At 60.8% G+C, this 18,601-nt stretch carries 12 protein-coding genes and 2 pseudogenes; 4 read left to right on the top strand and 10 right to left on the bottom strand.

Annotation, left to right across the window (positions count from 1 at the left end):
- Positions 1–210 precede the first annotated feature (210 nt).
- Entirely contained in the window at positions 211–1,536 is a 1,326-nt protein-coding gene (locus LOY45_RS14105) for a sigma-54 dependent transcriptional regulator (RefSeq protein WP_115086769.1), read from the top strand.
- Positions 1,537–1,577: 41 nt separating this feature from the next.
- Here the strand turns inward: LOY45_RS14105 and LOY45_RS14100 are convergent, their stop codons facing one another.
- The 8 genes from LOY45_RS14100 to pnuC all read right to left on the bottom strand — a co-directional run bounded on the left by LOY45_RS14100 (position 1,578) and on the right by pnuC (position 8,458).
- Entirely contained in the window at positions 1,578–2,858 is a 1,281-nt protein-coding gene (locus LOY45_RS14100; RefSeq protein WP_038995107.1) for a coiled-coil domain-containing protein, read from the bottom strand.
- 46 nt (positions 2,859–2,904) lie between these two features.
- Positions 2,905–3,651 (bottom strand): hypothetical protein, encoded by a 747-nt coding sequence (locus LOY45_RS14095; RefSeq protein ID WP_134065015.1) that lies wholly within the window; start codon positions 3,649–3,651, stop codon positions 2,905–2,907.
- Positions 3,652–3,684: 33 nt separating this feature from the next.
- The gene (locus tag LOY45_RS14090) at positions 3,685–4,365 is read right to left on the bottom strand and encodes a C39 family peptidase (protein WP_115086766.1); all 681 of its coding nucleotides are present in this window, start codon (positions 4,363–4,365) and stop codon (positions 3,685–3,687) included.
- Between the two features lie 64 nt (positions 4,366–4,429).
- Positions 4,430–5,983: a heme utilization protein gene (locus LOY45_RS14085; RefSeq protein WP_115086765.1), complete on the bottom strand. Its 1,554-nt coding sequence runs from the start codon at positions 5,981–5,983 to the stop codon at positions 4,430–4,432.
- Between the two features lie 52 nt (positions 5,984–6,035).
- Positions 6,036–6,608 carry an adhesin gene (locus tag LOY45_RS14080; protein WP_115086764.1) on the bottom strand — a complete coding sequence of 191 codons (573 nt, stop codon included), beginning with the start codon at positions 6,606–6,608 and terminating at the stop codon, positions 6,036–6,038.
- A gap of 1 nt (position 6,609) precedes the next feature.
- Complete coding sequence (locus LOY45_RS14075; RefSeq protein ID WP_115086763.1) at positions 6,610–7,026, bottom strand: hypothetical protein; 417 nt, start codon at positions 7,024–7,026, stop codon at positions 6,610–6,612.
- Between the two features lie 344 nt (positions 7,027–7,370).
- Complete coding sequence (locus tag LOY45_RS14070; protein WP_115086762.1) at positions 7,371–7,895, bottom strand: AAA family ATPase; 525 nt, start codon at positions 7,893–7,895, stop codon at positions 7,371–7,373.
- Positions 7,892–8,458 (bottom strand): nicotinamide riboside transporter PnuC, encoded by a 567-nt coding sequence (gene pnuC / locus LOY45_RS14065; protein ID WP_115086761.1) that lies wholly within the window; start codon positions 8,456–8,458, stop codon positions 7,892–7,894. Before pnuC ends, LOY45_RS14070 begins: the two co-directional genes overlap by 4 nt.
- Positions 8,459–8,693: 235 nt before the next feature.
- Here pnuC and LOY45_RS14060 point away from each other — a divergent pair, with 235 nt between their 5' ends.
- Both LOY45_RS14060 and LOY45_RS14055 read left to right on the top strand, forming a co-directional pair.
- The gene (locus LOY45_RS14060) at positions 8,694–14,942 is read left to right on the top strand and encodes a hypothetical protein (protein ID WP_258577854.1); all 6,249 of its coding nucleotides are present in this window, start codon (positions 8,694–8,696) and stop codon (positions 14,940–14,942) included.
- A 173-nt stretch (positions 14,943–15,115) separates the two neighbouring features.
- Positions 15,116–15,772: pseudogene (locus tag LOY45_RS14055) on the top strand (DUF2599 domain-containing protein); the annotation flags it as partial.
- Positions 15,773–15,834: 62 nt separating this feature from the next.
- On the opposite strand, the gene LOY45_RS27010 reads toward LOY45_RS14055, so the two are convergent.
- Together LOY45_RS27010 and LOY45_RS27005 are read right to left on the bottom strand one after the other, a co-directional pair.
- On the bottom strand, positions 15,835–16,569 hold the full coding sequence (locus tag LOY45_RS27010) for a methyl-accepting chemotaxis protein (protein ID WP_415842498.1): 735 nt from the start codon (positions 16,567–16,569) through the stop codon (positions 15,835–15,837).
- Positions 16,570–16,692: 123 nt separating this feature from the next.
- Positions 16,693–17,379, bottom strand: a pseudogene (locus LOY45_RS27005) (cache domain-containing protein); the annotation flags it as partial.
- A gap of 390 nt (positions 17,380–17,769) precedes the next feature.
- Here LOY45_RS27005 and LOY45_RS14045 point away from each other — a divergent pair.
- Positions 17,770–18,600: an undecaprenyl-diphosphate phosphatase gene (locus tag LOY45_RS14045; protein ID WP_100782726.1), complete on the top strand. Its 831-nt coding sequence runs from the start codon at positions 17,770–17,772 to the stop codon at positions 18,598–18,600.
- Position 18,601 lies beyond the last annotated feature (1 nt).

Genomic DNA, 18,601 nt, shown 5'->3' with positions numbered 1-18,601 from the left:
ACTGCATAATCCCCCACGGTGGCCGCAGTGATACCGCCCCGGTATCCAGCTCGTTGCGGCGCCGCTTTTGACCCGAAATCCGCGACCAATGCGCCCTCTCAACAGACAGACGGTAGTGGGATATTGACGCATCGTTGCTACTGTTAAAACGGGCCTGCCAACACCCTGTTTCTACTTAAAATTCCAACTATTGGCGCCAAGGAAAAGGTCATGCTAGAGCCTGCATCCAACCGCCGCCTGCTGATCGTCGATCCGTGCGATGACTGTCATCGCCTGTTGCCAGGCTTGCGCAGTGTGGGCTGGGATGTGCATAGCTGTACCTTGTCTTCGGCCCTTGAGCATCCCTGCGACGTAGGCCTGTTGCGCTTGCAGGCTTCGCACCTGCAGCCCCCGGATGCGGTCAAGGACCTGATCAGCCGCAGCAACACCGAATGGATCGCGGTCTTGAGCGCCGAAGAGCTGCGAGCGCAGAATGTCGGCGATTTTGTCTGTGAATGGTTTTTTGACTTTCATACCTTGCCGTTCGATGTCTCGCGGGTGCAGGTCACCCTCGGCCGCGCCTTTGGCATGGCGCGCCTGCGAGGCAAGGGCAATGTGCATGTCGACGAGACCGAGCATGAGCTGTTGGGCGATAGCCGTCCGATCCGCGAACTGCGCAAGCTGCTGAGCAAGCTGGCGCCTACCGAGTCGCCGGTGCTGATTCGTGGCGAAAGCGGCACGGGCAAGGAGCTGGTCGCGCGGACCTTGCACCGCCAGTCCCAGCGCCGCGACAAACCCTTCGTGCCGATCAACTGTGGTGCCATCCCCGAACACCTGATCCAGTCCGAGCTGTTCGGCCATGAGAAAGGCGCCTTTACCGGCGCCCATCAACGCAAGATCGGCCGTATCGAAGTGGCCAACGGCGGCACCTTGTTTCTCGACGAAATCGGCGACCTGCCGCTGGAGCTGCAAGCCAACCTGCTGCGGTTTTTGCAGGAAAAGCACATCGAGCGGGTCGGCGGCAGCCAACCGATTGCCGTGGATGTGCGGGTATTGGCGGCAACCCACGTGGACCTGGAAAAAGCCATTGATAGCGGCCGCTTTCGCGAAGACCTGTACTATCGCCTCAATGTGCTGCAGGTCGTGACCGCGCCGCTGCGCGACCGGCATGGCGACCTGTCGATGCTGGCCAGCCATTTTTCGCACTTCTACAGCCTGGAAACCGGCCGCCGGCCACGTTCGTTCAGCGAGGAAGCCCTGGCGGCCATGGGCAAGCATGACTGGCCGGGCAATGTGCGCGAACTGGCCAACCGGGTGAGGCGGGGCCTGGTTCTGGCCGAAGGCCGGCAGATCGAGGCGCAGGACCTGGGGTTGCACAGCCAGCAGAATTTCGAAGCGAGCATGGGCACCCTGGAAGACTACAAACATCGGGCCGAGCGCCAGGCCTTGTGCGATGTGCTCAACCGGCACAGCGATAACCTGAGCATTGCCGCCAAGGTACTCGGGGTTTCCCGGCCGACCTTCTACCGGCTGCTGCACAAGCACCAGATCCGCTAAGCCTGGTAGATACCACAAGCCCGCCGAAGCGGGCTTTTTGCTTAGAAGTAGTAAGGGAATTTCAGGCTGAAGGAGAAGTCCGGCGAGTCGTCGGTCAGGCCAATGGAGAGGTTGGGGACGATGGTCAGGTTATCGGTGGCCGCCAGGGTCATGCCGATGTTGAAGTTTGCCGAGTTGTAGTCGCTGCTGGGAACCGACTGCCAGTCGCCGCCATCAGGCTTGATCTTGCTTTTGCTGGCAAATTGGTCGGAGAACGAAAACGACATACTCATCTTCTCGTTCAAGGCAAAGGCAATACCGGCGCCGATCTGCCATGAGTCGCCGAGTTTCACGTCACCCGGGACCTTGGTGTTGATGGTAGGGCTGATGTCGCTGAAGGAGTCCTGCATGTTGTAGGTATAGGACAGGCTGCCGAACAGCACGGCAGGGTCGAAGGTCTTGACCAGCGAGATACCCGGGGTGATGGCCCAGACCCCGTTGCCGGTAGGGAGGCTTTCAGGTACCGACAGGTTGTCGTTGGTGGGATCGTTGACCAGTTTGATGCCATAGGGCTCCTCACCGGTGGGGGCCTTGATCCGCAAGGTGGCGACTGCGTCGGGCCAGTTTTCCGATTCGTCCAGGAACTTGTAGGCTATGCCGACGTTGACATCGCCGATTGTGGGATCGCGTCTGACGGTTGCGTCGGATGACACCGGCCCGGCGCCACCCGCGCCGCCAGAGGAATACGTGGATTGGCGGTAGACCACCGGGACGTTGATGTCGAACTGCCAACGTTGATCCAGGTTGTAGCGGGCGGTCAGGTCCAGGGTCCAGTTATCCGCCTTGATGCGGTCGAGGTTGATGTTACCGAGGAAAATAGAGTCCAGGGCCAGGAACCCGTTGAGCACCAGCGCCCGGGTATCGTAATGGGTGTAGGTCAGGCCGGTTTCGACGCTGAACTTGCCGCCACCGAAGAATCCGCTGGCCTCGTCATACAGGTTGGAAACGCTTTGCGCGGGCTCCGAATCTTCCTTGAGTGACTGGCCGTATGAGCTGCCTGTGGTGCCCGGCGCGCCTGCGGCCACTGTCTGACCACCCTTGACCGTCTCAGCCGGGGATTTGGTCAGGCGTTTGGGAGCAGGTGTCGCAGGTGTTTCTTCGACTTGGCGAACGCGTTGTTCGAGGACCATCAGTGCTTGCTGCTGTACTTCGTAACGCTGTTTCAACTCCATGAGTTCTTGTTTTAATGCTTCTACCTGAGGGTCGGCGGCTGCGTAAAGCATTGTGGCCGGAGTCAGGCTACTCAAACAGACGATAGCTCTGAACGTTAACGATCGATGCATGGGTTGGCCGTCCCTTCTGACTACATTTGATGAGACTGAGCGTAGATCAGAATCCGAGAGTGCGAAGACCTTTGAGCTGATCCAGGTTGCCGTTGACCGACCCTGCGGTCGGTGCGTTGTCACGCAGCACGACATTGAGGGACGTGAGGTTGCTGACCCGGTTGCCACCGCCGAGCAAGGTGGTGTTCTGCATCAGCCCACCCTGGGCCAGGCGTTGCGCGGTGCTGCCCTGGTTGTTGTTGGCGACGATATTCATTTGCACGCCGGTACCGCTCGAGGAAACGCTCAGCGAGCCCGCGCCGTTGGCGCCGACCAGGGTCGAGCCAGCGGCCAGTACCTGGCCCTGCTGCTGCGTTGCTGGCGCCTGGTTAGCCTTGGTGACGTTGATATCAACGTTGTTGTAGGCCGTGTTGTTGTCTCCGGCAGCCCGCACGACCTGCGTGACGCCCTCGGTACTGTTGAGGCCGCTGCCGCCCGTGATGGTACCGGTACCGCTGCTTTGCGAGTGTGCCGAGGCATGACCTTTTTCGTCGATCATCGACACATAGAACTGCGGTTTGATCGTCGATTGTTGAATTTGCATCGACGACGTGGCGCCGATCACTTCACCGTTGGCATTTTGCCAGGTGCTGGTCATGACAATGCCGAAACTGATGATTCGCCCCGGCATGACATAGCGGCCTCGCAGGTTCGCCAGTTCCTGATCCTTCAGTTCAATCGGCTTGAGCGTCTGTGCCTGGGTCGGCAGGCTGGCGGCCAGGCAAACGGCCGCTAGCCAGATTGGGGTCTTCATTGGATGCTCCCGGAGCCTCGTGCTCCCTTGTCATTAGAAGAAGTCGCTTTGGATGAATCCGAAATCCATCAGCTCGGCGTCTTGCACCGGGGTGAAGTTGTTGATGCGGTTCTTGGCGGTCAGCGGCAGAGGCGGGTCGAGCAGGGCATTGGTCTTGTCGTAACCCTGGCCGATGACGGCGAAGATGATGCCGTTCCAGCCTTTGACAAAGTCGTCGACCTTGAAGCGCTTATGGCCAAGTACCGGGTCACCGATGTATACCCAGCCGTTGGCGACTTTTTGCATGACCACAAAATGCTTGTAGCCACGGATGTCCATCAGTACCACCACCGGAATGCGGATGGTGTGCAAGGTCTCGACGGCCACCCGGTAACCACGGGCACGCATGCCCAGGCTTTCCACGTAACGCTTCATGTCGAGCATGGAGAAGCCCTGGGTACGGACCAGGTCCTGATCGGCATGGGCCAGCATGCCTTCGATGATCTGTTGTTCATCCACGTCCAGCCAATAGGCCTGGCGCAATATGGTCGCCAGGGCCGCGGCGCCGCAACTGAAGTCGGTTTTCTGTTGCACCAGGTCGGCGAATTTGCGCTCGCGTATGCTCTGGATGGGCTTGAATATCACCGCACCACCCGGCAATACGGAAAGTGGCATTTGTGCAGCTTCACTCAGACTGGCCAGGCAAAGCAGAAACGCCAAAGCGATAATGCGCATGTTCGATGCCCCCCTGCTGGTAGTGAAAAAAGGCCCCCCGAAGGGGGCCTCCAGGCCACGGCAATTACATCGAGGTGTTGGAGATGGCCAGCGAGTTGCTTTGTTGGTTGCCCACACCGGCAGCTACGTTGACGCCCAGGTTGCCACTGCCACCATTAACCGAACCGTTCAGGGTTGCAGTGTTGGTCACAGGGTTTGCCCAGCCAATTGGAGTCAGCACTTGGAAGGAAACACTGTTGCTCAGCTCAAACGAGTCGGCTTCGCTGTAGCTTTTCGAGATGGAGCTCGAAGACTCAGAAGCTTTTTCGTAGGCTTTCTCGAACGAGGAGGACGACGATTTATCGTACGAAGATTCACGCGACTTATCGTAAGAAGAGTCACGGGACTTATCGTAAGAAGAATCACGGGATCTATCGTAGGAAGAATCACGCGATTTGTCGTACGCATAGTCACGCGATTTATCCCACGACGAGTCGCGCGATCTGTCGAACGAAGAGTCGAACGAAGTTTCGCGCGATGCATCGATCGATGCATTAAGCGTTACATCAAGCGATGCACTGGCTTCTTCGCTGCGGGTGCGTTCGCGACGGCCATCATCCGTGGTGACGGACCTGGCAGCCTCGGCGGCGGCGTTCAGCGCGACGTCCAGCGAAGCACTGCTGGTTGCGCTGGTATCGCGGCTGTTGGAACCACTGGCATTCGAGCTGTGGGAACCGCTGGCACTCGAGCTGCCCGAACCGCTGGCACTCGAGCTGTTGGAGCCGCTGGCACTCGAGCTGTTGGAACCGCTGGCAGTCATGCTGTTGGAACCGCTGGCACTCCAGCTCTTCGAACCGCTGGCCTCAGAGCTGCGCGAACCGCTGGCACTGGAGCTCGACGAAGCGCTCTTATCAACACTGGCGTCGAAGGTGCCTTCGCGAGAAGACGAACCGCTGATGGTTTTGGTAAAGGTCAGCGTATCCAGACGGGTTTCCCGATCGGCGTAGTTGTTGACAGTCAGGCCAGGGCCGTTTTGATTGGCAGAGGCGGTGGCCCTTGCGTTACCGAGTGGCGCATTGGTATTGGCAATGGCCATGGTGTTTTTCTGTTGGTTAAGGTCGCCACCAGCAATGTTGATACCGACGTTGCCGTTGGCACCACTGGCAGATCCGCTCATGACCGCAGAGTTTTGCGTCGACCAGTTGTTGACCTTGTTGTTGTTGCTGTATTGCGTGACGCGGGCGGTAGCTTCGGCAGTGCCGAACACGAAGGTGTTGTCGACGCTCGATTCGGACTGAGCGTTGGCGATGGCCGCGGCGTTGTCTTGTTGGTTGCCGTTACCGGCCGCCACGTTGACACCGACGTTGCCGCTCGAGCCTTCGGCGGAATCGGTCATCTCGGCTGAGTTCTCGGTCCCTTCGTTGTGGATCCGGTTGCCGGTGCTGCGCTGACTGTCATAGGCATTGGCAGTCGCATAGACAGGGATCTTGGTTGGAGGAGGGGTGTGGTGGCCGTTGTTATGATGACCATTATTATGGTGATCATTGCCACGCCGATCGTTCTGCCCAGCTTGTACAGCAACAGCCATGACCGCAGCAATTGCGAAAACCAGAGGCTTTAATGCCATCGAGGGTTTCATGGTGATTCTCCGTACTTTATTTTAGGTTAAGTGTTGTTCCTACCTGTTTGGGTCAGTCCGCGACCCGTATGCTCAGGGTGTTGGCCGTTCGATTTCCCACCCCGGCACTCTGATTCAACTGAATCACCCCACGGCTACCGGTGAAAGCCTGGTCACTTGTAGTGACCTGGCGATAGCCGGGTGCAGAGTCGGTTGGATCGGAGTTGTTGAGCAGCGCCACGTTCTGTTGCAGGAGGACGCTGTCGTCGATACTTTGCGGCTGAGCACCGATGCTGATGCGCAGTGCGTTGGCTTGCTGGTTACTGGCGCCCGCGCTCTGGTTGACTCCCAGCGCACCGTTGCCGTGACTGAAGGCGTCGCCCTGGATGCCGGACCGGGCATCCATCGCCGGGTCGACATGGGTGCGCAAGCGTTGACGAATCTGTGTGGTTGCGCTGGCGCCATGGCCAACCGCGATGGCCCGGGCGTTAGCCTGCTGCTGTTGATCGCCGGCAGCCTGGTTGACCGTGAGGTTGCCCTGGTATTGCTTGCCGGAACTGTCGATGTTGGCGTTATTGATTACTGGGGGTTGGGCGAAGGCCGGTGCACTGCAAAACGTGGCCAGAATCAGCAGCGTGTGCCTCATCTCACTGGCCTCCGGTCAAGATCTGCAGGGGGGCAAGGCCTTTCTGGATGTTGGAGTTGACCATGTTGGAAATGCCATTGCCGGAGCCCCCGGAACGTCCGCCAGCCAGGTTGGGCAGTTGGGTCTGATTACCGAAGTTGCCGCCCAGGTTGTTGGTCTGTTGCGTGATCAGGGGGGTAATGCCTGCACCGCTGCTGATGCTGGCAAAGTCACCATCGCTCAGCTCGTTGGTTTGTTTGATGACATGTGCGGACGGGTTGGTATTGACGGTGACCGGGTAGGGGTCGGGAACCAGGGGGGGACGCATTGCGTTGCGCGGTTGCACATCGCGGGTGATGACGATGATCCCGTTTTCGGCCTGAACCGGCAGGCTGACGCTCGGTGTCAGTACCCATCCGAGCAACAGGAGGCGATACATGCCTTTACCAATATTTCCCACGATGGCAATTCCTTCTTCGGTGCGCAGGCCTGTTCAGCGTTGCGAGGAAGAGAGCAGAAGGTGTGCCGGTTTTTATTTGTCATGGAAAAACAACGGTTTGAGTTTATTCACCGCAATTGTGAAAAATTCGTGTAACGCCGTTGAGACAAAGGCATCGTACAAACCTGGATCCAGTGGGCGCCCGCGCTCATCAAGGGGCCCGGAGGTCGGCTGTTTCAGGTGTTTAACACTTTTGCGTACACGCGCCGGGCCCGCTTTAGATCGCGGGTTTGCGCCGTGAGCAGTGTTTCAGGAATGGACATCTGGCCGCATTGGGCGGCCATTTATACCTTGAGCAAGCGCGTTACCGCTGCAAAGGCTGCGCACCTGCGCTGCTCCCAGTCGCCTTGTACTACCTGACAAGGCTGCCGGTGCCGTACCAGCCAGTCACCGGTGGCCTGGAAAAACGCCTGGCGCTCAGACAACTGCGGCTGGCAGCGTTGCCCATCGTCGTGCCAGGCGATGGACTCGGGGCTGAGCAGCAGGTGCAGGTCATAATGGCGTGCCAACAATGCTTGTTCCAGCCACGCCGGGCAATCGTCAAACAGCGTACGGCTCCAGAGCATGTTGCTTAGCAGGTGCGTGTCGAGAATCAGCAGTTGCGGTTGCCGGGCGCGGGCCGCGTCTTCCCAGGCCAGTTGTCCGCGGGCAATGGTCGGAATGTCGGCATAGCAGGTATCGCGTGCCTGTTCGTCAATGAAGTGACGTACGAACTCGCCCACCAGCTCGCCACCGAAGTGCGCCTGGATTTCGTTGCCGAGCCAGCTTTTGCCGCTGGATTCAGGGCCTGTGAGTACCAGTACCTTCATGTGTACGCCAGCGCCGGATCGCGCCGCCAATCGCGCCAGCCCTGCACCGCGATCAGGGTGAACAGCGCATACAGCGCGGCAGTCAGGTACATGGCCTTGGACAGGAACAGGCCAACGAAAATCACATCCAGCACGATCCACAGCGGCCAGCACTGCAGACGTTTTTGCGCCATCCACAGCTGCGCGACCAGGCTGAAGCCGGTCAGGGCGGCGTCCAGCCAAGGGTGGGCGGCGTCGGTCCAGGTGGCCATGGCCGCACCCAGGCCCAGACTGCCGAGCAAGCCTATGCCCAGGCCAAAGGCAACCGCCTGCGGCGTCAGCAGGCTGACCTCGCGCGCCTCGCGCACGCTGTCCGGACGCGTCCATTGCCACCAGCCATAGAGCTGCAGCACGGCATACACCAGTTGCAGGAGCATGTCCGAATACAGCTTCACGTCATAGAAGACCCAGGTGTAGAGCAGCACCATCACCAGGCCGATCGGCCAGCACCAGGGGTTCTGCTTGGCAGTCAGCCAGACGGCGATGACGCCGAGCACGGCGGCGAACAGTTCGAGGCCGGACATCGGCGTTCCTTGGTAGTTTGCACAAGGGTGCGATTGTACCTGTTGGCGCCACTTCTGGCATACGCGCGGGACGCCCAGGCATGAGGTTCGGACTGCCACCTAGCATTTTTGTCAGTTGTTGGCCTCGATAACGAGGTATTGAATAAGGGTCGACTCTCACCCAGTCGGCCCTTTTTCATGGCGGTAAGCACGCAGGGCCGAAACGCTGTTTCCCCTGCTACCGAGGCTGTCTGCCATGAATGACATGCAAACCGATACCATCGAATCCACTACCACCAGCGAGCTGCCTGCGCTGTCGCTGTTCGCCTCGGTGACGCCGGTCAGCGGCTATGACGCGGGCGTCAACCTGCATACCCTGAGCACTGACGACAAAGGTGTGCTGGCGACCGTGCCGGCGTTCGCCGACGTGCGTGCCGGCGACGAGCTGCGGGTGTACATGGACGCGGACAGCACCCCGGTTGTTGCGCCGCTGGTGCTCGAGGGTTTCGATCTCGGCGGGCCCCTGCACCTGCACCTGCCCACCGAGCGGTTTACCCCGGGCGCGCATGCGCTGCGCTACCGCTTCAGCCGCAACACTATCGAGTATGGCAATTCCCGCGACCTCTCAGTGCTGGTCAAGCTGGACCGCCCGGGCGGTTCCGAGCCCGGGCACCAAGGCCTGGTGGCGGCGGATGTCGCAGTCAATCCGGTGACCGCTGAACACCTGGAGAACGGCGTCCAGGTGCAGGTCTATTTCTACGAGCACCGCGCCGTTGGCGATGTGATCCGCCTGAGCTGGGGCGGCGTGATGTTGAGCTATACCCTGGTCGAGGCCGATCTCAATCAGCCGGTGGTGTTCACGGTGCCCGGCAGCGTCATTCGCCAGGCCGGTGACAGCCCCAACCTGGTGGTGACCTGGGAAGTGCACGATATTGTCCACAACACCAGCCAGAGCTGGGCGCCCCATGTGTCGGTGGTGGTCGATACCGGCCAGGCGCAATTGCCGGCTGTTTCGGTACCGGGGCTCGATAACGAGGGCTATATCAACCTCGAGGTGCTGGGTAGCGATGACCTGCTGATACATGTGCTGGCCAGCGCACCGGCGTTCGCCATCGGCGACACGGTCAGGTTGCGCTTTACCGGCTACATCGATTCGGGCCAGCCGACCCAAATCGACCTGGACCAGACCCTCCGCGGGACGTTGCCGCAAACCCTGACCTTCAGCATTGCCAATGACAAAGCCTGGGCCCTGGCCAGCGGCCTGGCGGTCGTGGGCTACACGCTGGTGAAGGCTGGCGGCGAGCAGCACTCGCAGCGCCTGAGCATCGGTTTCAAAGGGCAGCCCAAAGCGTTGAGCGTGCCGAGGGTGGCGCAGGCTGTGGCGGGCGAACTGGCTTACGATATCGCCCGGGCTGCCGTGATGATCCCCAAGTACCAGGGGCGCACGGCGGGCCACCAGATTACCCAGGTGTGGCAGGGCACCCAACTTGGCGGCAGACCAACCCTGCATGAAGTCCGGCGTGTGGTGACCGCCTCGGAGGGGGCAGGGGACCGCGAGCTGGCGATCAATGTCGGCACGGAACACATCCGCCTGCTGGAGTCGGGCTCGGTCAAGGTCTACTACCAGGTGCGCATGCTCAGCACGCGCAGCGTCGGCTTTCGGCAATCGGAACCGCTGGAGCTGCGCATCAGCGCCGCCGGATTGTTGCCGGCGCCGGAGGTGGACGAGCCGGTCAATGAACTGGACCCGCATTTCTACCCGCTTGGGGTCCAGGTGACGGTCAACTACCCGGGCAAGCACGTGGGCGACAAGGTCACGTTCACCTGGCGAGGCGCCGGAGCGGAGAGCAGCTACAGCGAAACCAAGACAGTCGACAGCAGCGGCGCGCTGCCAACGTTTCGCGTACCCCAGGCCATCGCCAACGCCGGCCTGGGTAGCACGGTATTGATGCGCTACGAGGTCGAGCCGGCGCTGGGCGGGCGGCGATTGCCGTCCCAGGAGCGGGCGCTGGCGTTGCGCTCCGTCGCCCCAGTGCCGCAACTGCCGCAGCTGACGGGCGCGCAGAACGGCAGCTACGACCCGATGCTCGGGCTGCATGGCGCCCAGGTGCTGATCAGCTACCCGGGCATGCGCGACAGTGATCGGATTGTCTTGTTCTGGAAAGGCGCTGCGGGCGCTGGCACCCCGGTGCTGCCTGAGCGTGCGGGCAGTGACACCGGCAGCATCACCATCAGCGTGCCGGCGGCGGCGGTGGCGGCGAACTTCAACGGTTCGGTGCAGTTGTATTATGAGGTGCTGCGCAATGAACTGGCGGCGCTCGAATCGCCCAGGCAAACCGTGCAAATTGGCGCGCCGAGCGCCGATGATTTGCCGCGCCCGAGGATCGATGAGGCTAACGGCAGCGAACTGGACCTGGACTTGTTCGAGGGCGATGCCAACATCAGTGTCAGCGCCTGGCCGTTCATTGCCGTGGGCCAGCGGCTGTGGCTGGAGGTGCGCAGCGCCAATGCCACGCTGCCGCTGTTGGTGGACAGCCCGGTAGAGCAGGTGGCGGGGCTGACCGTGGCGCTACCGCGCGAGTTTCTCGACGAGCTCGACGATGGCAGCGCGTTGTCGCTGCACCTGAGGGTCAACTTCGGTGGCGCTGCGACGCTGGATTTCCCGGTCAGGACCTACACCGTGCGCCAGGGGCAACTGCACATCGGTGTCTCCGATTCGGGCCTGGCCCGTTCCGCCTTGCCCGAGGACTGGACGCTGCCGACCCAGACCTGTGCGGTGACCCTGGTCGGGCGGCCGGGCGCGCAAGGCAGCCTCAGCGTCAATGGCTCGGCGCAATTCGACAACGACAGCCAGCAGTTGGACTTCACCCTGGATGCCAAGGGTGAGTTCATTGCCTGGCTGGGCGACCCCTACGCCGAGACGGTGCTGGTCAGCGCGGCGATCGGCACGGGCCAGGCCCAGCATGTGCCGGTGCGCTTTACCGATGTCTTCCCGTTCGATCAACAGCAGGAAGATCAACGCGTGCGCGCCCGCGCGGCCAGCGGTGCGCTGGCCAACGGCCGTGCCGCCAACCGCGTGTGTTTTGATGCTGGCGGCTTCACCGATGTCACTTACGTGCAGGTTGAACTGAGCGGCAGTGCACGGATTGTCGGCCACCCTGGCCAGGTGGTCAGCCTGCCGTTGATGGTACTGAGCGGTGATTGCCAGTTCGACGTGGTCGACAGCGTCGCCGAAGAAGTGACGGTGACCTTTCTGTTGCCCCAGGGCGGCAGCTGGACCCGCTTCAGCAAGACCCTGTACTTCTCCAGCCTGGCTTCACGCTATGCGGCCCGGGGTGTGGCGGCCGACGGCATTCCCTGGTTCATGCGCGTCAACCAGATCAGCAGCGTCGAAACCAGCCATGTGCGCATCCCGCACATGCGCGAGTTCAGCGATCATCCCGCAGGCCTTGATGGCGGCATTGGCGTGGGGGCCATGGAAGCCGACAGCAAGGGGTTGCTGGTGCTGGTCGAGCCTTACCTGCAAATGGCCGCCGGCGACAAGATTCACGTGCACTTCGGCGACGAAGAGGTGCCTGCCACGCCATTGCCGATCGTGGTATTGCCCGAGGAAGTGAACAACCTGGTCACCCTGTTCGTGCGGGCTGACCGCATTCCCAAAGGCGTCAGCGAGGTATGGTTCACGGTCGAGCCGCTCAGCGGCAACAAACGGGCGTCGGCGCGCTTGCGGGTCAAGGTCAAGGTCACCTTGCCCGGCGGGCCCAATCCGATCCCAGGCAGCCCTCATCATATCGGCTTGATGTCACCGGACGTGCCCTTCGGCCTGATCGACTGGGAGATGGCCCAGGACGGCGTGACGGTGTACGTCAACCGCTGGCGCGTCATGGAAGTGGGCGACACCCTCAATTTGAGCTGGGGCGGCGCCAAGGTCACTCACGTCGTCCAGGAAGGCGAGGTGGGCAAGACCATACCGGTGTTCGTCGACTTTGCCACCATCGAGGCGGGCGGCGATGATGAGCGCCTGCTGGTCCTGTACTGGCTGGAAGACGAGGTGGGCAACGAGTCCGATGGCGCCTCGTTGCCCAGCTATGCCTTTGTCGAAGTCAGCCTGCTGTTGTTGCCACGGCCAGGGGTGGCCGGGATTGACGAGGAAGGTTTCCTCGACCTGGGGTCTCTGCAGGGCGCCGATGTCGAGATCTCGGTGATTGCCGATCGGCCGGATTTTCGCGTTGGCGATCAGGTGGTATTCACCTTCCGCGGTTACACCGAAGACGTGGTGGAAATCCCGTCGCATGTCTCCCCCGCGTACCCGGTGGGCATCATTCCACCCCCGCGGACCATTACCCACAAGGTACCCAACAGCATCGCCGAGTCAATCGCCGGTGGCCTGGCCTATGTCTCCTACAAGGTGACCCGCGACGGGCAGCAGATACCGTCCAGAACCACTGCCGTCGGCGTGCGGGGTAAGGCGGCCGAGTTGCTGCCGCCGGATGTGGATAGTCGCGAGGAAGACTTTCTGCCCGACACATTGCCGCAAGCCGTGGTGCGGATTCCGCCGTGGGTGGGCATGTTTGCCGGCCAACAGGTCCGCCTGGTCTGGCAAGGCAAACGGGAGAACGGCCACGCCTACGCCTTTATGCGAGACTGGTACCTGACCGGGTCCCAAGTGGACAACCCGGTCGTGCTTATCGTACCGGCCGAGCATATTGCCGCGCTGTCGGGCGGTAACCTGGAACTGTTCTACCGGGTGTACTTCGGCAGCAGCGAGCCGCGGGAGTCGCAGGTGTTGCCATTGTGGGTCGGTGAGCCGGCCCCCGAGCTGGTCCGCCCGACCGTGCCGGAGGCCGAGAACGATACCCTCGACCCGATCGGTATCGTGGTGGCTACCGTTGAGGCTCCCCTGTACGAAGGCATGGCCCCTGGGCAGACAGTGTGGATGGAGTGGCTGAGCCCGGTCGCGGGGGCGGACATCATCGACTTCTTCCCAGTGCAAGTTGCCGATGATGTGACGTTTCCCGTTTATGAGGAGGATATCGTGCCCAGCCTCGGGCATGAGGTACGCATCCGCTACTATGTTAGCGAACCGGCGGAACGCCGACGCTATTCGGACTTCCTGCACCTGGGCATCGGGCCGGTACTGAGCAACCCGCCACGGCCGCGGATCGAGGAGGCCAATGGCGATACACTCAATTTGCTGAGTTTTCCCGGCAATGCGCGGGCAACCGTGGCAAAGTGGAACGGAATCAATGAGCGCCAGCGCTACTGGTTCCGTTGCCGTGGCACCGATACACAAGGTAATCCCAAGACTATCGTTCTAGCCGACGGGCAACCGGTCTCGCCTGGTGAAGTCAACTTGGGCGTAAGCGCTACGCTGACCAGGGCAGATTTGCAGGCATTCGCCCATCAGAGCCGGATAACCCTGGAGATGGCGGTGGCATTGCGCCTGGATGCCGAAGAGTCGCAGGCAATTAGGTTCCCGGTGCGCGAGTACCAGATCCTGCAGGTGCAGATCAGCCTGACCGATCCGCGGATTGTCGAGGCACGCGGCAATGTGCTGGAACTGGCAGCCTTTTCCGGCAACGCCACTCTGCGGATTGACAGGTGGCAGGGCATTGCCCGGGATCAACGGGTATGGGTCGATCTGCGGGGCACGCTCAAAAACGGTGGGAACTGGACGCTGCCGCTGCTGGTGGCGCATCCTGTGTCTGCGGATGAAGTGAGCGCGGGCATCACGCGTTCGATCATGCGCTCGGCCCTTGAAGGCCTGGCTGACCGTTCGCGCCTGAGTATTCATTTAAGGGTGGAGGACATCGTTGCGCCGGTGATTGCTTATGAGATGCGGGTGCTCAGTACGGCGGCGCTGGCGGTCTCTAACGGAGGCTATACCCGTAATATGGTGGCCTTTCTTTATGAAAAGGGACCCGAATCAAATGGTGTAACTGTCTTGGGAACACCGGGACAGCGAGTGACACTGCGGGTCAATCCTCCAGCGAGTTTTGTTGGCGGCGCAATCCAGAAAGATGTGACACTGGACGCGTATGGTGAATGGCATGAAAAGGTTGGTATTTACGGTGCTACCAGCACGACATTTACCGCCGTGCCCCATGGGGGCGTTGCGGTCACCGCGCAGTTGAACTTCCGAGATAGAATGCCCCTAGACATAAGTAACTCCCATTTCCAAGCCATGGGGGGCTCGGCTAGTGGGGCAAGAGCCGATGGACGAAGCTCGAATCGGGTCTTTTTTTCTAAATTGGCCTACCCTAATGCGCCAGCCACCCAAAGACCTTTTATCACAGTCACACTCTCGGGGGGAGCCAGGATTATTGGGCATCCCGGATCCACTGTGGTAATGCCGCTGTATCGAACGGGGGCGGCGGCCGGCACTTGGTACGGCCTATGTTGCGAATTTGACGTTACCCATACCCGAGCTGAAGAGGTTGTCCTCACCTTTGGAGTATTCGACGGTATATGGGGGACGTTTAGTAAAACTATGAGGTTTACTTGATTTAAACCAGCGCGTGCTGGTGAAGGCCGCCCATTGAGGCGGCCTTTTTTTGCCTGTGGCGAGTTGTTCGAAGTTGTAACAAGTATAGGGTGAGCAACACGTGAAGATTACTGTTAATCATTTATAAACAAAGTGTTATAGGCGATTTTTAGGTCTTTACATTGAGATTGGTCACACTCAAACAGGTCGAGACGCTGTACAACAAGACCGTGTCCAGCTGCGACGAAGATCCGGCATCGGACTGTTCGGGACTGTTGGTCAGGGGTGCCCACCGTGCCGACCCTGCCAAAGGGCAACAATGGGATGTATGGAACCCCAGCCCCAAGGCCAAAGAGCTGGGCACCTTTGCCGCTTCGTGGATGCGTGCAGACGGTATCAGCTATGAGGATCCCGGCATGAGCACGCAGAACGGCTACCTCATTACGCCGATTGATCTGGTGCGCAAACCCGAGACGCCGGTCCATATCTACTGCGCCTTTCCCAACGACGCCTGGACTGACTTTCGTGATGATCGCGGCTGTGGCAACAACAATAATACCGGCCAGGCCGAGGCCGTATGCCAGGCGATGAAGCCGCCGATCGACAGTGCCAATGCCTGGATCGCGCACTTCACCAGGTTCAACAACGACAAGAAGCAGGATCAGTTGCAGTGCGGCTTCAACATGCGCAACCCGATGAGCAGCTAGGAGCGGGTGGACGCGTTTAAAAACTTCATGGGCGCCCGGCAGGTCATCAATACCCGCGAGTTCCAGACCCAGACGGAGTTTCGCCTGGGCAACCCGAAAGAAGATGAACTGCCGATACTGGCCTTTTTCTACAGTGTGTCCCGTCCTAAATAAGGTTTACACCTGTTCAGGACTAGACAATTGGCAAAAGTCTTACATGATTTGCGTTAAACCCGGAACTGTCGCAGCAGTTGTTCAAGCTGCGTGCTCAGCCGCGCAAGTGCTTTGCCCGAGTCGCTGGAGTGCTGCGCCGCCAGGGCGGTTTGCTGGGACAGGTCTGCCGTTTCGGTCACGTTGCGGTTGATCTCCTCGACCACATGGGACTGCTGCAAGGTGGCACTGGCAATCGAGGCGTTAAGCGCCGTCAGGTTGTGCAGCGCCTGGCTGATGGCATCCAGGCTCACCCCGGCTTCGCTGGCCTGCTCGACGGTCTGGCGCGAGGCCTCGCTGCTGGCGTCGATGGCTTTCACCGCCGCTTCGGATTGCCCTTGCAAATGCTCGATCATGCTCTGGATTTCTGCGGTGGACTGCTGGGTGCGCTGGGCCAGCAAGCGCACCTCGTCGGCCACCACGGCAAAGCCGCGACCCTGTTCGCCAGCACGGGCCGCTTCGATGGCGGCGTTGAGGGCCAGCAGGTTGGTCTGCTCGGCAATCGAGCGAATCACCTCAAGCACGCTGCCGATGCGTGTGCTCTGGCCGGCCAGGGCACGAATGACCTGCACGGCTTCATCGATGGTCGCCGACAGCTGATCGATACGTTGCAGGCTGCCATGGATACTGTGCTGCCCTTGTTCGGCGCGCAGTTGGGCATCGTGCATCTCGCTGGAGGCTTGTTCGGCGTTCTTGGCCACATCCTGCACCGCGTAGGTGACTTCGTTGATTGCCGTGGCCACCTGTTCCATCTGCTGCGACTGCTGCTCGCTGCGTTGCTGGGCCTGGCCGGCGTTGTTGCCAACGTCCGTGGCCGACTGCCCCAAAGCATGCACTGCGCCCTGCAACTGGCTGACCACGCCCTGCAACTTGCCGGTAAAGCTGTTGAAGTGGGTACCCAGCTGGGTCACTTCATCGCTGCCGTGGGTATCCAGGCGCCGGGTCAGGTCGCTCTCGCCACTGGCGATGGTGGCCATGGCATCGACCGCCTCCTGCAGCGGCCGGGCAATGCTGCGGGCGATCAGCACCACCAGCAGAGTCATCACCAGGGCGATGCCCAGGCCGAGAATCGAGGCGTCGCGCAACTGGCGGATGAACTCGGCCTGCATGTCGTCGATGTAGACGCCCGAGCCGATCACCCAGCCCCACGGCTTGAACAGTTGAACGTAGGAGGTTTTTTTCACCGGCTCGCTGGCACCGGGCTTGGGCCAGCGGTAGTCGATGCTGCCGGCGCCCTTGGCCTTGGCCAGGGCGGCCATCTCGTTGAACAGGGCAAAGCCGTCCGGGTCGCGAATCGCCGACAGGTCCTGGCCGTCGAGCTTGGGGTTGGTCGGGTGCATGATCATCTTCGGCCCAAGGTCATTGATCCAGAAGTAGTCATTCTGGTCATAACGCAGGCCGCGCACCGCGCTCAAGGCTTGTTGCTGGGCGGCATCGCGGCTGAGGGTACCGGCCGCTTCCAGGCCCTGGTAATACGCCAGGACCCCGGCGGCGGTCTCGACCACGTGGCGGGTCTTTTCGGCCTTGGCCTGGTACAGGTCACCGTGGATCTGGCGCAGCATCAGCAGCCCCAGGGTTACCAGCATCACCACTGCCACCACCAGGATCAGCCACAAGCGCCGGCTGATCGACATACTGCGAAGAGTTTTCATGGAATGCTTACCCCGAATTCTTTTTATTGTTGCCTACATCCAAGCATGCTTTGCCCCCCGAACCTACTCGACCAAGGGCTAAGTGCTTGATTCGTTGAGGTCTGTTGCGTCGTCCCAGCAGCGTTTATCCGAGAGGTCTGATAGGATTTCGGCCTCGACGGGGTAAACCTGAAGGCCGCGTGAACTTTTCTGCTGGCTTTGCGACCAACTGTCGCTGTAAAACGGCCAGGCGCTGAACAGCCATTGGCAACTAAAAGACTATAAAGGGGCATGCCGCAGGCATTGCCTCACGGGGGAAGCATGGATCTTTGGACCGGCCTGCAGGCTGTCATTCTAGGTATTGTCGAAGGCTTGACGGAGTTCTTGCCGATTTCCAGTACCGGCCACCAGATCGTCGTGGCCGACCTGATCAACTTCGGTGGTGAGCGGGCCATGGCCTTCAACATCATCATCCAGCTGGGCGCGATCCTGGCGGTGGTCTGGGAGTTTCGCCGCAAGATCTTCGACGTGGTGGTGGGGCTGCCACGTCAGCGTGAAGCACAGCGCTTTACCGTCAACCTGTTGATCGCCTTCATGCCGGCGGTGGTCCTGGGGGTGTTGTTCGCCGACCTGATCCACGAGTACCTGTTCAACCCCATCACCGTGGCCGCAGCCCTGGTGGTCGGTGGCGTGATCATGCTCTGGGCCGAGCGCCGCGAGCATGTGATCCGCGTTGACCAGGTCGACGACATGCGCTGGAGCGATGCCCTGAAGATTGGTTGCGCCCAGTGCCTGGCGATGATCCCGGGTACCTCGCGCTCCGGCTCGACCATCATTGGTGGCTTGCTGTTCGGCCTGTCGCGCAAGGCGGCCACCGAGTTCTCGTTCTTCCTGGCCATGCCGACCATGGTCGGTGCCGCCGTGTACTCGGGCTACAAATACCGCGAGCTGTTCCAGCCCGACGACTTCCCGGTATTTGCCATCGGCTTCGTGGTGTCGTTCATTTTCGCCATGATCGCGGTACGCGGCCTGCTCAAGTTCATCGCCAACCACAGCTACGCGGCTTTCGCCTGGTACCGCATCGGGTTCGGCCTGATCATTCTCGGCACCTGGCTGTTCGGTTGGGTCGACTGGACCACGGCGCACGGTTGAG

The organism is Pseudomonas wadenswilerensis (assembly GCF_024749185.1).
Lineage (GTDB): Bacteria > Pseudomonadota > Gammaproteobacteria > Pseudomonadales > Pseudomonadaceae > Aquipseudomonas > Aquipseudomonas wadenswilerensis.
Note: the sequence above shows the minus strand (reverse complement) of the source record. Positions and strands in the feature narration are given on the sequence as shown.

What these genes read in the sequence shown, in the direction of transcription:
- LOY45_RS14105 (WP_115086769.1), top strand. Translation starts at nt 211, where the DNA reads ATGCTAGAGCCTGCATCCAACCGCCGCCTGCTGATCGTCGATCCGTGC.
- LOY45_RS14100 (WP_038995107.1), bottom strand. Translation starts at nt 2,858, where the DNA reads ATGCATCGATCGTTAACGTTCAGAGCTATCGTCTGTTTGAGTAGCCTG.
- LOY45_RS14095 (WP_134065015.1), bottom strand. Translation starts at nt 3,651, where the DNA reads ATGAAGACCCCAATCTGGCTAGCGGCCGTTTGCCTGGCCGCCAGCCTG.
- LOY45_RS14090 (WP_115086766.1), bottom strand. Translation starts at nt 4,365, where the DNA reads ATGCGCATTATCGCTTTGGCGTTTCTGCTTTGCCTGGCCAGTCTGAGT.
- LOY45_RS14085 (WP_115086765.1), bottom strand. Translation starts at nt 5,983, where the DNA reads ATGAAACCCTCGATGGCATTAAAGCCTCTGGTTTTCGCAATTGCTGCG.
- LOY45_RS14080 (WP_115086764.1), bottom strand. Translation starts at nt 6,608, where the DNA reads ATGAGGCACACGCTGCTGATTCTGGCCACGTTTTGCAGTGCACCGGCC.
- LOY45_RS14075 (WP_115086763.1), bottom strand. Translation starts at nt 7,026, where the DNA reads ATGTATCGCCTCCTGTTGCTCGGATGGGTACTGACACCGAGCGTCAGC.
- LOY45_RS14070 (WP_115086762.1), bottom strand. Translation starts at nt 7,895, where the DNA reads ATGAAGGTACTGGTACTCACAGGCCCTGAATCCAGCGGCAAAAGCTGG.
- pnuC (WP_115086761.1), bottom strand. Translation starts at nt 8,458, where the DNA reads ATGTCCGGCCTCGAACTGTTCGCCGCCGTGCTCGGCGTCATCGCCGTC.
- LOY45_RS14060 (WP_258577854.1), top strand. Translation starts at nt 8,694, where the DNA reads ATGAATGACATGCAAACCGATACCATCGAATCCACTACCACCAGCGAG.
- LOY45_RS27010 (WP_415842498.1), bottom strand. Translation starts at nt 16,569, where the DNA reads ATGGAACAGGTGGCCACGGCAATCAACGAAGTCACCTACGCGGTGCAG.
- LOY45_RS14045 (WP_100782726.1), top strand. Translation starts at nt 17,770, where the DNA reads ATGGATCTTTGGACCGGCCTGCAGGCTGTCATTCTAGGTATTGTCGAA.